Origin of the sequence: Helicobacter ibis, assembly GCF_027859255.1 — a bacterium.
GTDB classification, from domain to species: Bacteria; Campylobacterota; Campylobacteria; order Campylobacterales; family Helicobacteraceae; genus Helicobacter_D; species Helicobacter_D ibis.
The window spans coordinates 11,114-26,459 of sequence record NZ_JAQHXR010000005.1; the positions used below are offsets into that span (position 1 = coordinate 11,114).

At 31.8% G+C, this 15,346-nt stretch carries 15 protein-coding genes; 8 read left to right on the forward strand and 7 right to left on the reverse strand.

The features are described 5' to 3' along the window. Positions 1-2: 2 nt before the first annotated feature. The 7 genes from PF021_RS07620 to fliW are packed head-to-tail and all read right to left on the reverse strand — an operon-like array spanning position 3 to position 7,528. The gene (locus tag PF021_RS07620; RefSeq protein WP_271021895.1) at positions 3-1,022 is read right to left on the reverse strand and encodes a nitrogen fixation protein NifS; all 1,020 of its coding nucleotides are present in this window, start codon (positions 1,020-1,022) and stop codon (positions 3-5) included. Continuing rightward, positions 1,022-2,821: a selenocysteine-specific translation elongation factor gene (gene selB, locus PF021_RS07625; RefSeq protein ID WP_271021896.1), complete on the reverse strand. Its 1,800-nt coding sequence runs from the start codon at positions 2,819-2,821 to the stop codon at positions 1,022-1,024. Before selB ends, PF021_RS07620 begins: the two co-directional genes overlap by 1 nt. Next, positions 2,809-4,158 carry an L-seryl-tRNA(Sec) selenium transferase gene (gene selA / locus PF021_RS07630; RefSeq protein ID WP_271021897.1) on the reverse strand — a complete coding sequence of 450 codons (1,350 nt, stop codon included), beginning with the start codon at positions 4,156-4,158 and terminating at the stop codon, positions 2,809-2,811. Before selA ends, selB begins: the two co-directional genes overlap by 13 nt. After that, positions 4,142-5,389, reverse strand: coding sequence for a glycosyltransferase (locus PF021_RS07635; protein WP_271021898.1), 1,248 nt, complete (start codon positions 5,387-5,389; stop codon positions 4,142-4,144). The genes selA and PF021_RS07635 overlap by 17 nt, the downstream gene beginning before the upstream one ends. Positions 5,390-5,420: 31 nt before the next feature. Further along, positions 5,421-6,329 (reverse strand): tRNA (adenosine(37)-N6)-dimethylallyltransferase MiaA, encoded by a 909-nt coding sequence (miaA, locus tag PF021_RS07640; RefSeq protein ID WP_271021899.1) that lies wholly within the window; start codon positions 6,327-6,329, stop codon positions 5,421-5,423. Continuing rightward, positions 6,329-7,087: a pyrroline-5-carboxylate reductase gene (locus tag PF021_RS07645; protein ID WP_271021900.1), complete on the reverse strand. Its 759-nt coding sequence runs from the start codon at positions 7,085-7,087 to the stop codon at positions 6,329-6,331. The genes miaA and PF021_RS07645 overlap by 1 nt, the downstream gene beginning before the upstream one ends. Before the next feature lie 6 nt (positions 7,088-7,093). After that, complete coding sequence (gene fliW, locus PF021_RS07650) at positions 7,094-7,528, reverse strand: flagellar assembly protein FliW (protein WP_271021901.1); 435 nt, start codon at positions 7,526-7,528, stop codon at positions 7,094-7,096. 180 nt (positions 7,529-7,708) lie between these two features. Here fliW and PF021_RS07655 point away from each other — a divergent pair, with 180 nt between their 5' ends. From PF021_RS07655 to PF021_RS07690, 8 genes are all read left to right on the forward strand, one after another. Continuing rightward, a complete protein-coding gene (locus PF021_RS07655) occupies positions 7,709-8,377 on the forward strand; it encodes an outer membrane protein assembly factor BamD (protein ID WP_271021902.1) in 669 nt (222 codons plus the stop codon). A gap of 23 nt (positions 8,378-8,400) precedes the next feature. Continuing rightward, the gene (gene lon, locus PF021_RS07660; protein ID WP_271021903.1) at positions 8,401-10,815 is read left to right on the forward strand and encodes an endopeptidase La; all 2,415 of its coding nucleotides are present in this window, start codon (positions 8,401-8,403) and stop codon (positions 10,813-10,815) included. Beyond that, a complete protein-coding gene (locus PF021_RS07665; RefSeq protein ID WP_271021904.1) occupies positions 10,812-11,369 on the forward strand; it encodes a ribonuclease HII in 558 nt (185 codons plus the stop codon). The genes lon and PF021_RS07665 overlap by 4 nt, the downstream gene beginning before the upstream one ends. Before the next feature lie 3 nt (positions 11,370-11,372). Then, on the forward strand, positions 11,373-12,344 hold the full coding sequence (locus PF021_RS07670; RefSeq protein ID WP_271021905.1) for an SAM-dependent methyltransferase: 972 nt from the start codon (positions 11,373-11,375) through the stop codon (positions 12,342-12,344). Between the two features lie 55 nt (positions 12,345-12,399). Next, a complete protein-coding gene (locus PF021_RS07675; RefSeq protein WP_271021906.1) occupies positions 12,400-12,612 on the forward strand; it encodes a hypothetical protein in 213 nt (70 codons plus the stop codon). Then, entirely contained in the window at positions 12,612-13,529 is a 918-nt protein-coding gene (cmoB, locus tag PF021_RS07680; protein WP_271021907.1) for a tRNA 5-methoxyuridine(34)/uridine 5-oxyacetic acid(34) synthase CmoB, read from the forward strand. The genes PF021_RS07675 and cmoB overlap by 1 nt, the downstream gene beginning before the upstream one ends. Before the next feature lie 42 nt (positions 13,530-13,571). Beyond that, positions 13,572-14,105 carry a YceI family protein gene (locus PF021_RS07685; RefSeq protein ID WP_271021908.1) on the forward strand — a complete coding sequence of 178 codons (534 nt, stop codon included), beginning with the start codon at positions 13,572-13,574 and terminating at the stop codon, positions 14,103-14,105. Between the two features lie 120 nt (positions 14,106-14,225). Continuing rightward, positions 14,226-15,341: an ABC transporter substrate-binding protein gene (locus tag PF021_RS07690; RefSeq protein WP_271021909.1), complete on the forward strand. Its 1,116-nt coding sequence runs from the start codon at positions 14,226-14,228 to the stop codon at positions 15,339-15,341. The last annotated feature ends 5 nt before the right edge of the window (positions 15,342-15,346 follow it).

A 15,346-nucleotide genomic window follows, 5' to 3' on the forward strand; every position in this document is an offset into this window, starting at 1 on the left:
GTTTATCCTTGTAGTTTTTTTAATTGTAAAAAATTATTAGCTATCTTTATTGCACTTTCTTTTATTGTTGTATCATCTATATTTTGATTGTTAAAGCTAAGACATAAAAGCTCTCTGGCCCTATCTTCACTAAACCCCATAAGTTGCAAAACAAAAGAAGGACTAGAAAAGCCATATAAACAATCAACCCCATTAATTAAAGATATATCATCAAAAAGCAAACTTTGAATGAGATTTCTAGCCCTACTAGATACAAGCCCCAATGGTAGCGTATTTTTTGGCGTGTTGTAGAATCTATACACATCATCATGCAATATTTCTTTTATATGCTCAAAAAATCTACAAGCATAGTCTATACCGCTACATTCTTGCTTTAGCGATATTGCTTTTATGAATACTTCATACAAATTTTCTATCTCTAAATACATACTTAAAGCACTAAGCCCAAAAAAATCACTCTTTTTACTGCACAAGATTCCATATCCTCTAAGAACCCCTAGATTTTCACCATTTATAAGCATGAAATTTGCATTTTTTGGTAGTGGCAAATTTAGTGCTAATGCATAGCTAATATCCCAAACACTAAAGCAAGAATGAAGTATTTCATCTAAATATAGATTCGAAGTTAAAATATCTTCATTTAAATACGGAACAAAAAAACACTTAACTCCATTAGAGAGTGCCTCTCTTACTCCGCTTTCAACACTTCCATTATCGATATTTGGGATAATTTGTATGCAATTATTATGTGTTCTTGAGGCTTCATATAGCATTTTATTTGCACTTGCAATTACTCCAACTCTACCATAAGCCTCACATAAACTAAGCAAGAAAGAAAAAGATTCCAAACTAAAACTAAAAGGGCGCGATATAGCACAATGCAAAGTCTCGCTTAAAGCTTGGTTGTCTTTTTTGGATTTTTGTTGTGCATTTGGCGTGATACTTAGCATATTTACTCTATCTCCACCAAGCATATTTATTAGTTCTCTATTAAGCGGTGGATTATGCAAAAAATCAAACATCAACTATCCTTTAATGTCCTTGTTCCATTGGTGTTTATAATATCTGAAAAACTATCAAGATAATCAAGATATGTAATTAAATATTTTCTACTTAATGGAAAATGTCTCTTAAAATTATTAATATCCAAATATCCTTCATTTTTTATAATAGACCTCATCTCTTCAAGTAGCTTAGATAACGCACTAGATGTAATAAATAGCTTATGACTAAGTCTTAATACCTTCTTTTCTTTAGTTAGAATCTTTAAAGCATCATCACCTGTTTTTCTATCAATATCTAAAACATCATAAATATTATATGGTGCAAGTGGTTCATACTCTTGGGTAAGTAGCATAGAGTATATTTCATTATACACATAACTATGCACACTATCATTAAAGCTAGGAGATACAAAAAAAGATTCTTTTTTAACAACTAGTTTATCGCTAATTGCACACTCTAAAGCAAGTGTAGCAAGATTTTCCGATACCCATGAGTATTTTTGGGTTAATAGTGTGCTTGATAGAAGTGCTTTTTTATTCTTGTGTAATATTTCTTTAATATATCCTAGCACAACATCTATACTGCTTTTTGGATATACGACTAAATTTAGGCTATCTACATAGCAATTCTCCAAAGTATTAGCAATATTTAGTGCTTCTTCTTTTGAGATTGCAAATCTTTGTGTAGCACTAAGAAGTCCAAATCCTTTTTTATGCACTTCTAAAAGCAACAAAAACGCATTTTTAAAATCTCTTTTATATAAAAGCTTTACACAATGTAATTTTTGAGACTTCTTCATAGGATCTGCTATTGCTCCAAGTATGCTACCGCCACCTAGTGTTACATTATCATCTCTTATTATGAATCTCTCTCCAAAAATTGCAAAAATCTTTTGTTGCGTTTTTATTGTTGCATACTTTTTAGAATCATCTAAAAACAAGATTCTAGCGTTGCACTTTAATGCACCTATATAAAATATTACATCACTATTATGTGCTACATCACTAAAGAGTTCAATACTAACTTCTAAAGTATCAAATCCCCTAAAATAGCCCTTCTTTGTTAACAAATCGCCTCTTTTTAGCTCATTATGTGATACTCCACTTAAGTTTATAGCAACTCTCTCTCCAATGTTTGCTACTTTTAGATACTCGCCATGGTTTTGTATATTTTTTATATTTAATGCCCTATTTAAATTACAACACCAAATTTTATCTTCTAAAGCCAACCTTCCATCAAGCAATGTCCCACTTACAACACAACCTATACCCTTTAGCGTAAATACCCTATCTATGTAATATCTAAAAACATCTAAATTTCTATGAATCTTATTTGGTAGTGAGAATAGATAATTTTTTAAAGATTCAATGCTTTTTTTATCATATATTGAAGTGTGAAATATTTTTAAAGGAGAGATTAGCTCTAGTATCTCATTTGTCGCATTTGTAGTATCTATATCTTCTAAATCACATTTTGTAAAAACAACTATAAAGCTACTAACTCCAAGCAATTTTGCAATTTTTATATGCTCTATACTTTGTGGCTTAAGCCCTTCATTTGCAGCTACTACAAGCATACAATAGTCCATACCAAACGCACCTGCTATCATATGCTTTACTAGCTTCTCATGTCCAGGCACATCGATAAAAGAAATATTTTTATTATTGCTTAGACAATTAGAGAAGCTCAAATCAAGCGTGATTCCTCTTTCTTGCTCTTCCTTTCTGCTATCTCCCCAAAAACCATTTATAGTCTCTATTAGACTTGTCTTTCCATGGTCTATATGCCCAATAGTGCCTATAATTAAATTTTGCATTCCTCTAAAACCTCTTTTATTTTTAGAAAATCTCTATCAAATATCGTTCGTATATCAAGTATAACTGCACCATTTTCTATCCTAGCAATTATTCCACTATCTCGCAAATACCTCTCAAGCTCTGATTCATCTTTACTTACAAGCGAGATTCCAAATGATTTTAACTGCTTATTTGGCATAGCACCACCACCGCTATAACCTATTGCCTCAATTATTGTGGCATTGTATTTTTTTGGCAACATTTCATATAAAGTTCTTGCTCTTTTTTCAAGCTCATCTAATGTATAGCTCAACATTTTTGCAGTTGGTATTTTGTCTATATCACCCTTTAAATAACAAAGTAGCGTAGATTCCAAAAGACAAATAGTAAATTTATCCACCCTTAGCATACGCAAAAGCTGGTTTTTCTTTAATTGGTCTATATATTTTTTTTTGCCAAATATAATCCCTGCTTGCGCTCCGCCTAAAAGCTTATCTCCACTAAAACTAACTAGGCTTGGTTTTAGTTTAGCTATTGTCTCTAAAGAATCTTCACATACATTAAAATTACTACTAGTTTCTAAAAATCCGCTTCCCAAATCGTAATAATCTAAAATATCATGCTTATTTGATAGTAAAATTAATTCCTCAAATGAAACTTCACTACTAAATCCAACTATGTCGTAATTTGATTTATGAGCCTTAAAAATCATTGCAGTATTTTGGTTAATAGCTTCTTGGTAGTCCAAAATATTTGTCTTATTTGTTGTGCCAACTTCTTTTAAAATCGCACCAGCATTTTCCATAACTTGAGGAATCCTAAAGCTTCCACCTATCTCTACTAGCTCACCTCTTGAGATTATCACCTCTTTATTTTTTGCAAATGTATTTAGTATTAAAAAAACAGCAGCTGCATTATTATTTACAACAAGGACATCTTCGCATTCTAACAAATTTACAAAAATCTCTTTAAGGTGTATATATCGCTCACTTCTCTTGGCTAATTTTTCATCATATTCTAAATTGTTATAAGCACTCAAAACATGCTTTGCTTCATCTAATAATTCTTCGGAAAATACACTTCTTCCTAAATTTGTATGCACAACAATTCCAGTAGCATTAATAAGTGGCTTTAATGATTTTCTAAAGACAGATTCATAGATTTTTGATATTTCAAGCACACATTCATCAATGCTTAAAATCTTGCTACCCTTAAGTAATTCTTGCCTATAAATCTCTAAAAATTTATTTATACACTTTTTTAAAAATCCTCTATTAAACCCAACAAAAGATTCATGCTCTAATAATTTGTCAATTTTAGGAATATTCCTAAAGACTTCTTTATCTATAGTTTCCATCAGCACCCATTCTCAAGCTTCCATTATGGATTATATGAGGGCTATTACTTGCCTTACGCATAAATAATGGTTCTAATAACTCTAGCAGTCTATCTGTGCTAGCTTCTATATCTAGTTGTTTTTCTGCTTCTTCAAACTCTTTGCTAAAATCACTCTTTAGTACTTTTTTGATCGCAGAAACCCATGGCTTAATTTCTTCATTAGTAGGGATTCTTAGATGGTCTTCTTTACATGCTTCAGGCACTGCTACTGCTATACCTGCTCCTGCCATTGCTTCTTCCATACCGCCATTTCCACCACTTATTACGCATGGGACTTTATTTAGCACTGCCTCACTTATAACTCTACCCCAAGATTCATAAGCTATAGATGGAGCTAATAATACCTTTGTTCTTTTATAAACTTCTTTCATATTATTTGTAGCTTTCATAAAATCAACATTTGTAAATTGTTGAGGCTTGTATGGACACTTTTCTTTATTGCTTGATAAATGCATTAAAGGCAAAGCTTCAACAAAACTAACCCTAGTATCAATTACTAAAAACTTTAAATCAGGTAACTCTTTTTTGCAAACTTCAGCTATTTTTGCAAAGATAGTAGCACCCTTACTTGGTGAAGGATTTACAAAAGTTATATATTGCGGATCTCTTTCTTGTGTTACACATTTATCCTTATCTATAAAAATACCAGTGCTACATACATTAAGTCTATCCCTAATGCCATATAAATTAGCTGTGGCTTTGGATTCTGTAAAGATTAAATCACAATCCCAAAACTCAAAATGAGGGTGATTTGCATTACACAAAGGATATACAAATGGGATACCTCTTTTTTTAGATTCTGCTTGTATTGCTACTCCTATTGTTCCAACACAATATCCCATAGCAATATCAGGTCTATATGTATTGCACATCATTGTAAAGTATTGGAAAAAATCCCACAACTCTTTATAAGTCATTAAATTTAAATCTCTATTTTGGCACACAAGATATCTATATTCTATGCCACTATCATGAATAATTGCTGGAGAATTAACGCCCCTTTTTATCTCTTCTTCTAAATTTCCAAAATAAGTAGTGCCTCTAGGAGAATCAAAGACAAAACTGCTTAAAACTTTAACTTCAATACCCCTTTTTACCAAAGATTCAAGCATTGTTCTTACCTGCAAGGCAGCACCAGAGCTAGTATCGTGCAAATTAAATGGACTAACATACAAAAGCTTCTTACCCATGATATAACCTTATAAATACTTTTAATGAATTTTAACACATTTTCAAATGCTCAATTACACTAGAGCAAATTTCATCATAATTACCTTTCAAATGAGATTCAAGTTGTGTTTTATTAAATGTCCTTTGTCTTTTTGTAAGTTGCATTGTGTGGGTTACTATCAACTCTTGGGCTTCTTTTAGCGAGATTCCACCTTTTATATAAGATAGAGATTCTTTAATGCCTATGCTTTTTATCCATTGCTTTGTTTCTCCATATTTATCCACCAAATATCTAACCTCATCTATAATACCTCTATCAAACATATCTTGCGTTCGAATCTGTATTTTTTTTAGCAATTCATCTCTACTAAGCAGAATCTCAAAGATTTTACATTGTTTTATTATTGGCTTTGGAGGATTTTTAGCAAAATACACACTAGGCTTTGTGTTTGTAGCAAAATATATGCTTAAAGCCCTATCTATCCTATAAGTATCACTTGGTTTTAGATTTTTAGCATATTCACTATCAATTGAATCTAAAAACATATATCTCTCTGCAATATCACCTATGCTATCTAGCTTTTCTTGTATATAGTCTTTATCAAGCTTAGGAATCTCTGATAGGCCACTAAGCAATGTTTTTAAATAAAAACTACTACCACCAACAATTAAAAGCTTCTTATTATTATCCCTACAAAAAGATACCGCTTTATTATATTCATCAATAAAAGTATGGACATTATGACTATTAGCTGGAGAAATAATATCAAACCCAAAATGAACAATATCTCCTCTTTCCTCTTTACTGGGCTTTGCAGAAGCAATATCTATTTCTCTAAACACACTAAGAGAATCTAATGACAAGATAGCACAATCAAATAAAGTAGCAACCTCGAGCGACAATTTGGTCTTGCCACTGCCACTACCGCCAAGTATTGCTATATGCTCTATATCTCTCACTACGAAAAATTCTTAGAATTTAAAATGGCATTACTAATCACACCCCTTATGCCATCTCTCTCTAAACTCAAAATGCCTTGAGAAGTTGAGCCTCCCGGACTCATTACGCTCTCTTTTATTAGGCTTGGGTGAATCTCATCTAACAAACTAGAAAACCCATAAAATAATCCTTGAACTACCTCTCTTGCCTCATCTCTACTAAGCCCATACGCAACTGCACTATCGATAAAAGATTCTGCAATAACTGCTAAAAATGCTGGAGAACAACCACCAACTGCTGTTGCTATTGACATTTTTTTCTCATCAAGCCATACGCATCTACCTATTACACCAAAAATATCAAATGCCTTATCTTTTGCTTCCATATCACCGCAAATGCTAGTAATCGATCTATTAAATTGTGCAGCTACATTTGGCATAGCCCTTATGTAGGTTTCACTACTAATTTCTGTTTTTAATGAATCTAGATTCACTGCATTGAGTATCGAATACACAGCACTTGCTTTACCTTTGTATAAAAATTCATTAATAGCATATGGCTTAATACATAAAAGAACATGAGAATCTTGTATATCTATGATATTGTCATCCAAAAAGTATGGTTCTACATTAAATGAATTGCCCTGTGATAACTCATCACAAAAAGCACGAATCTTTATCTTGTCTCTACCGCAGACTTTGAGCTTAAATCTATCTCTTAACCCAAATGCGAGGGCTCTAGCCATCTTGCCATATCCGACAAGTATTAATGTTTCCATTTTTGCTTAAGAGTTTTTATTTGAAAAATCAAAAAACTTAGAAATTGGCTCTGATAGACCAAAGTTTTCGTATCTAAAGCTCTCTAAAACAACTTGAGCCATCGTAGCATTATCAAAATTAAACAATAAAGGAGCTAGAAAATTAACCGTGGATTCCTCGATTGGTTCTTTTATGCATACTATATTTAAAGTTACCAATTTAGTGCTATTTGTATCTGTATTTGTTTTGGTAGATAATTCCAAGAGTGCTTTAATTGGCGCAGGAATCTCAAACTCATAATCACCTCTCATAGCGTATGGATTAACCAGCGTAAAAGATATGCCATCATCTCCACAACTCTTTAACTGCATGAAAGTTTCATCATCTTTTGAAATTCTCTCAAGCTTCATTTTTTCAATATGTTCAAACCCTAAAATCGGTGATTTAACCACAAATTCCATACTTTTTCCTTAAACTCTCTAAGCTTTATGTTTATTTTATGTAATTGTGATTTTATCGCAAGAAAAACAAAAAATCAATTTTATTTAGATAGTTTTTAGAAAAATTATATTTCTTATTAGCTATAATTAGCATTTTGCAATTTATTTATGCGTTAAATCTCAAAAATTAGAGGAAAAGTTGTGTTAAAAATAGTGAAAGTATCAGCGGTCGGATTATTTTTTGTGTTGTTTTTGGCATCTTGCACTACAAAGTCAAATAGCGGATTAGACTTAGACGAAATAAATAAAACACCAGATTATTGGTATCAAAATATGTTAAAAGAGATTCGTAATGGTGATTTAGAAAAAGCAGATAGCTACTTTGTGTCATTGCAAAGCGAACATTTAAACACCCCCTTGTTATCTGAAGCTATGCTAATTTTAGGTAGAGCACACATGCAAGAAGAAGAATATTTATTGGCAGGATATTATTTTGATGAATACACAAAAAGATTCGGAACAGAATCTAACATAGACTTCATCAAGTTTTTAAAACTACAAGCAAACTACTTTGCATTTGCAGAGCAATTTAGAGATCAACAACTGCTTCTAAAGTCAATACAAGAAGCAAAGGAGTTTAGTGCCAAGTATCCATACTCAAGATATAGACCAATGGTAGATACAATGCTTTTAAAGTTAGAACTAGCAAACCTAACACTAAATAGAGAAATAATAAATCTATATACCAAAAAGAAAAAAGAAGACGCAGCAAAACTATATCAAGAAAAAATTGACGAAAACTCATGGGTAAAAGATGTATATTTTAATCAAGTAAATACACCATGGTATAAAAAATTATTCGAATGGTAATTAATTAATCTAAGAGAGAAAACATGCAAATAGACAAAGATTCATTTCCAAAAAATCTACCAATAATAGTAGAAGAGGATATGTTTTTATATCCATTTATGATTGCACCGCTATTTATAGAAGATGAAGCGAGTCTAAAAGCCATAGAACTAGCAATGGAAAGCAAAGACAAAATGGTGCTAATTACCACACTAAAAGAAAAAAAGAGTGAAGATGAAGAAGATTCTTTTTATGATGTAGGGGTTATAGGCAATATAATGCGAAAAGTATCCTTACCAGAAGGTAGGACAAAAATACTATTTCAAGGGATAATTCGCGGAAAGATAATAAGCCTAACAAACAAAGAGCCAATAATCGCAAGTGTTATGCCGATTCTACCCAAGCCTTATGATGAATCAAGAGTAGAAGCAATGCTAAATATCCTAAAAGAAAAAACAAGGACACTACATAGCATATCACAATCATTCCCGCAAGATTTACTAAGAAGCATAAATGAAACTTATGAACCAAATAGAGCCATAGACTTAATTGCAAGTGCTACAAAACTAAAAAAAGAACAAGCATATAGAATCTTTAAAGAAGAAGACACTGAAGAGAGGATATTAACCCTAATTGATACGATAATAGAAGAGATAAAGGCACAACAAATCCAAAAAGAAATAAAAGTTAAAGTTAATTCTCAAATGGAAAAAATCAACAAAGAATATTTCCTAAAAGAGCAATTAAAGCAGATTCAAAAAGAACTAGGCACTGATGCTACAAGAGATTCTGAAATAGAGGAATATCACTCAAAGCTAGAAAAAATAAAAAAATACATGAGCAAAAGTGCATACAAAGAGGTATCAAAACAGATAAAAAAATTAAGTAGAATGCACCAAGATAGCGCAGATGCAAATTTATTGCAAAACTATATAGATGTGGTGCTAGAGATTCCATTTGGGAGCTATTCTAAAAAAGCCTTAAAAATAGAGGAAGTAGAGAAACAGCTAAACAAAGATCACTATGCACTAAAAAAGCCAAAAGAAAGAATTGTAGAATACTTTGCAACAAGGGAACTCTTGGCATTAAGAAAGAAAAATAATAACGATAGCAAAGGAACTATATTATGCTTCTATGGTCCTCCCGGAGTAGGCAAAACAAGTTTAGCAAACTCAATTGCGCAAGCCCTAAAGAGAAAGCTTGTAAGAATCGCGCTTGGTGGGCTAGAAGATGTAAATGAACTAAGAGGACATAGAAGGACATACATAGGAGCAATGCCTGGAAGAATAGTGCAAGGACTAATAGAGGCAAAAGAACTAAATCCGGTAGTTGTGTTAGATGAAATAGATAAAGTACATAACTCATTTAGAGGAGATCCTTCATCTGTCTTGCTAGAAATTTTAGACCCAGAACAAAATAAAGAATTTAGAGATTATTACACAAACTTTGATATAGACTTATCGCAGATAATTTTTATAGCAACTGCAAATGATATATCACAGATTCCAGCACCTCTTAGAGACAGAATGGAGTTTATAAACATAAATAGCTATACTCCATCTCAAAAAGAGCAAATAGCCAAAAAATATCTAATCCCACAAGAGCTAGAAAAACACGGGCTAGAGCCAAATGAAGTATCATTTAGCAAAGCAGCAATAGAACTAATAATAGAAAAATACACAAGAGAATCGGGAGTTAGGAATCTAAGAAGAAGAATCGCACAAATACTAAGAAAAGTAGCAAAAGAAATTTTGCAAAATCCACAACAAAAAATATCCATAACACCAAAAAATATAGATTCTTACATAGATAAAATAGTCTTTGAGTTTGACAAAATAAGCAAAAAGAACGAAATAGGCTTAGTAAATGGCCTAGCATGGACAAGTGTCGGAGGTGATGTGCTAAAAATAGAAGCACTAAAGATAAAGGGCAAAGGAGGATTGCATCTAACTGGAAACTTGGGCGATGTGATGAAAGAAAGTGCCAAAATAGCATACTCTCATATAAAATCGCTAATAGATAATGGGGTATTAAAAATAGATTCAAAACTAATACCTCTAACACAAAAAGAAAAAAACGATAAATATAAACCAGAAGCAAATGAAATATACAATAGGTTTGACATACACTTGCATGTACCAGAAGGTGCAGTGCCAAAAGATGGTCCAAGTGCTGGCATAGCAATAGGTAGTGCTCTAGCGTCAATCCTATCAAACAGACCGATTAAAAGCTTAGTTGCAATGACTGGTGAGCTTACTTTAAGGGGTGATGTATTGCCAATAGGAGGACTACAAGAAAAGCTAATAGCCGCATATAAATCCGGTATAAAAGAAGTCTTAATCCCAAAGAAAAATTACCAAAGAGACTTGGATGAGATACCAAATGAAGTAAAAGAAGGAATGAAGATTTACGCAGTTGAAAGCTTCAAAGAAGTGCTAGAACACATACTTATAAAATGATAATCTGTGGTATAGATGAGGCAGGGAGGGGCTGTATAGCTGGTTCTCTTTTTGTCTGTGGAGTTGTTTTAAAATGCGATATAGCAGAGCTTAAAGATTCTAAAAAATTATCCCAAAAGCAGAGATTCTCGCTACTTGATACAATAAAGGAAAATTCTAAATTTCATTTAGTCAAAAAAGATTCAAAAGAAATTGATAAATATGGGCTAAGCAAATGCATAAGAGAATCTTTGCTTGAAATAATTGATAACCTTTGTGCAGATAGATATATTTTTGATGGGAATTGTAACTTTAAAATAAACACGCTAGAGACCCTAATAAAAGGTGATAACAAACTACAACCAATAAGTGCAGCTAGTATCGTTGCAAAATGTGCAAAAGATTCCGAAATGATAGAAATAAGTCAAAAATACCCACAATATAATTTTCACAACAACAAAGGCTATGTAACAAAAGAACATATAGAATCTATAGAAAAATATGGATTATGCGAGATTCATCGAACTAGTTATCATATAAAATCACTAGATAAGTCAATATTTAACCTAGGATAAGCTATGGAATTTTCTAAATATATGCAAGAGTGGCTATATGGTAAAGATGGCTATTATAGACATAGCAAAATAGGCGTAAGTGGCGATTTTTACACAAGCACTAGCGTTAGTGATATTTTTGGTTATAGCATAGCAAATTATATCTCAAAGCTAATTACTAAAAACGCTGCAATAGTTGAAATAGGAGCAAATACTGGAAATTTGATAGCCTCTGTTGCTTACTTTCTTAATAATCACAACATTGAAGCAAAATACATAACAATAGAACCACTAAAAGAGCTAGTAAAGATTCAACAAAATACATTTAACCAACGCATAAAAGACAAAGAGCTAATAACTACAGATAACTTTGAATCTCTAAAGTCATACGACAATATAATTTTTATAAGCAATGAACTCTTTGACGCATTTCCTTGCGAAATATACGATAGTGAGGACATGGCTTTTATCGAACATGGGAATCTTATATTTAAAAAAGCCAGCAATAAAATCAAACAAATCGCACAAAAATTCAATATACAAAGAGGAGAAATACCAATACTAGATGACTTTTTTAAAAACCTAGAATCCTTGCAAAAATGGTATTTTATAAGCTTTGATTATGGACTTGTTGAAAGAAAAGATGAATTTACACTAAGATTCTACAAAAACCACAAAACAAGGAATCTCTTTCTATCACCAAATAAAAGAAAATATAAAAGAGATTTTATCCATGATTTTGGACAATGCGATATAACTTATGAAGTAAATTTTGAGATATTAAAAGACTACTTTTTAAGCCTAAATGCAAAAGAAGTCCTATTTGGCAGACAAAATAGAATCTTAGTTGATATGGGGCTTGATATGGCGTGTAATTGGTATATTGAGCATTTTGGCTTTGAATCTTATAGCAAAGAATCTTCAAAAATAAGAACACTAATTGACCCTAGCTTTTTGGGTGAGAGATTCTTTGGTTTTTGCTATTGCAAAGAGTAACTTTGAATGTTTTTATAATTTGATAGAATTTTAGAAATTACTTTTGGAGTATTGTATGAAAATTGTGCTTGTTAGCTTTATTGTAGCTTTTATCTTTAGTGGTTGTTTATATAGAAATGCTTGTGGATATGGAAACTCTGTGTGGGATGATAAGACATACTATTATGACGCACAAGGAAATTATAGAGAAAAATGCCCTGATAATGTCATATACACAGATGAAGCCTTGCAACAAAGCCAAGATCAATTTGACGCACCAATATACTAATGAATCTAGAACAAATTAAAAAACAAAGAAACAAACTTCTAAGCTATAAAAACATAACACCACTAATAGAATCTATAAATAGGCTAAATAGCATAGACAAGCAAGAATTAATATGCAATATAACTCTAAATGACTTTGTAGAAATAAATCTACCAAATATAAGTAAAGAATCCCTAAAGCTCATAGAAGATGTAGCATTAAGCCTAAAGCCATGGCGTAAAGGACCGTTTAAAATAAATGATATAGAAATAAATAGCGAGTGGGATAGCTCAATAAAATATAATCTAATCTCAAAACATATAAATGCAGAAAATAAAATAATAGGAGACATTGGTTGTAACAATGGATACTATATATTTAAGATGTTAGAAAAAAATCCAAAGCAAATAGTAGGGCTAGACCCAATGCCACTATGTAAAATGCAGTTTGATTTTATAAATTTTTTCATACATGAATCTAAAGTTAAGTTTGAACTGCTTGGAATAGAAGACTTAGAATTTATGGATATAAGGTTTGATGTTTTATTATGTCTTGGAGTTTTATACCATAGAAAAAGCCCACTTGATTCAATAAAGACAATATACAACTCTCTAAAAGTAGGTGGCGAAGCGATATTTGATAGCATTATAATAAGTGGAGATTCTGAAATAGCCCTATGTCCAAATGGAAGCTATGCCAAAATGCCAAATGTATATTTCATACCCACACTAAAGACATTTCAAAATTGGCTTAGCAGATGTGGGTTTTCTGATATAGAACATATAGCAACCCAAAAAACAGAAATAAACGAACAAAGAAAAACAAAATGGAGCAATGATATGAGCTTAGAAAACTTTTTAGATTCCACCCATACAAAAACCATAGAAGGCTATGAAGCACCACAAAGGGCATACCTAAAAGCAAGAAAACTAAAATAAATGTGATACAATGTAGGGCTAAATTAAACACAAAGGAAAACGATGAAAAAGTTATTTATGATAACTACTATTTTTGGAGCATTAAATTTAGCTCTATTTGCAACACCATACACACTAGATATGGCAAAATCAAAAGTTGGCTTTGAAATATCTCACTTAAAACTCACAAAAGTTGAAGGTAATTTTTCAAAGTTTAGTGGAAATATAGACTATGAAAATAATGCTATTAAAGCACTTGATGGCACTATTGATGTAGCATCTGTAGATACTGCAAACCAAAAAAGAGATGACCACTTAAGAGCACCAGATATATTTGATGTTGCTAAATTTCCAAATATGACATTTAAAATGACTAAATTTGAAAATGGCAAAATATATGGGAAACTAACAATCAAAGACACAACAAAAGAAGTGATTTTAGATAGTCAAAGCAAACTAAATGGAAAAACACTAGAAATAAATGCAAACACAACAATAAAAAGATCAGACTTTGGTGTAGTATGGGAATCTAGCCTAAAAGATAGCCTAGTAGGCGATGAAGTAAAGCTAATCCTAACTCTAGTAGCAAATCAATAATCTACTCCATTCTTGCAGATTATATATCTGCAAGAAATTTTCAAAATCCAAAAATTAATAAGAATTAAAAGTATTTTTTAATAAAATCGCAAATTTTAATATCACAAATAAGGGAATGTCATGAGAAAGGTATTTGTTAGCTTAACTTTAGCATTTGGAATGTTTGCAAGTGCTGTAAGTGCAGAGACAATCAAAGTTGGAGTTGTATTACCTATTAGTGGTGCTGTTGGCGGGTTTGGTGAGCTAGGTAAAAGGGGTATTGACATAGCTTATAAAAATCAAAGCACAACAAAAAATGGGGACAAAATAGAATTGGTATTGATAGACAACAAAAGTGATAAAATAGAATCTGCTAATGCTATGCAAAAACTAGTTTCTACCGACAAAGTAAGTGTAGTAATTGGTCCAATGATTTCTACTAATGCGCTAGCCATGACAAAAATAGCAGATGATAGCAAAACTCCGCTAATATCTCCAGTAGCTACAAATGATAGAGTAACAAAAGGTAAAAAATTTGTATCTAGAATCTCATTTGCAGATAGTTTTCAAGGAATCATCGCTGCTAATTTAGCAATTAAAGACTTAGGAGCAAATAGAGCTGCTATCTTATTTGACAATAGTAGCGATTACTCAATTGGTCTAACAAAAGCTTTTAGAGATCAATACAAAAAACTAGGCGGAGAAATAGTAATAGAAACAAACGCACAAGCTGGGACAAAAGACTTTAGAGCCCAACTATCAAGCATAAAAGCAGCAAAAGCAAATATGATATATTTACCTATCTACTACAATGAAGGTGCATTAATAGCACTTCAAGCAAAACAATTGGGGCTAAACATGCCTGTAATAGGTGGCGATGGATTGGTTTCAAACAAAATATTCTTTGATGTAGCAAAAGATGCTGGAGAAGGATATATGGTTACTGATTACTATTCTACTAGCTCAAAACAAACAGAGAAAGGTGCAAAATTTATACAAGAATATGAAGCAACATATAAAGAGCCTGTCAGCACATTTAGTGCAATGTTAGCTGATGCGTATGGACTTGCTATATCAGCAATAGAGGCATGTGGTGCAAATGATAAAATATGCATAAATGACAAAATAAGAAATGTAACAGATTTTGAAGGAATAAGTGGAAAATTCTCTCTGCAAAATGGAGAAGCAATAAGAAGTGCCGTAATAAATGAAGTAAAAAATGGTAAATTGGTATATAAAACAACTATTGAACCATAAGGAAT

Bases quoted from the DNA above. Each gene is read 5' to 3' on its own strand.
- PF021_RS07620 (WP_271021895.1), bottom strand. From the start codon at position 1,022: ATGTTTGATTTTTTGCATAATCCACCGCTTAATAGAGAACTAATAAAT.
- selB (WP_271021896.1), bottom strand. From the start codon at position 2,821: ATGCAAAATTTAATTATAGGCACTATTGGGCATATAGACCATGGAAAG.
- selA (WP_271021897.1), bottom strand. From the start codon at position 4,158: ATGGAAACTATAGATAAAGAAGTCTTTAGGAATATTCCTAAAATTGAC.
- PF021_RS07635 (WP_271021898.1), bottom strand. From the start codon at position 5,389: ATGGGTAAGAAGCTTTTGTATGTTAGTCCATTTAATTTGCACGATACT.
- PF021_RS07645 (WP_271021900.1), bottom strand. From the start codon at position 7,087: ATGGAAACATTAATACTTGTCGGATATGGCAAGATGGCTAGAGCCCTC.
- fliW (WP_271021901.1), bottom strand. From the start codon at position 7,528: ATGGAATTTGTGGTTAAATCACCGATTTTAGGGTTTGAACATATTGAA.
- lon (WP_271021903.1), top strand. From the start codon at position 8,401: ATGCAAATAGACAAAGATTCATTTCCAAAAAATCTACCAATAATAGTA.
- PF021_RS07665 (WP_271021904.1), top strand. From the start codon at position 10,812: ATGATAATCTGTGGTATAGATGAGGCAGGGAGGGGCTGTATAGCTGGT.
- PF021_RS07670 (WP_271021905.1), top strand. From the start codon at position 11,373: ATGGAATTTTCTAAATATATGCAAGAGTGGCTATATGGTAAAGATGGC.
- PF021_RS07675 (WP_271021906.1), top strand. From the start codon at position 12,400: ATGAAAATTGTGCTTGTTAGCTTTATTGTAGCTTTTATCTTTAGTGGT.
- cmoB (WP_271021907.1), top strand. From the start codon at position 12,612: ATGAATCTAGAACAAATTAAAAAACAAAGAAACAAACTTCTAAGCTAT.
- PF021_RS07685 (WP_271021908.1), top strand. From the start codon at position 13,572: ATGAAAAAGTTATTTATGATAACTACTATTTTTGGAGCATTAAATTTA.
- PF021_RS07690 (WP_271021909.1), top strand. From the start codon at position 14,226: ATGAGAAAGGTATTTGTTAGCTTAACTTTAGCATTTGGAATGTTTGCA.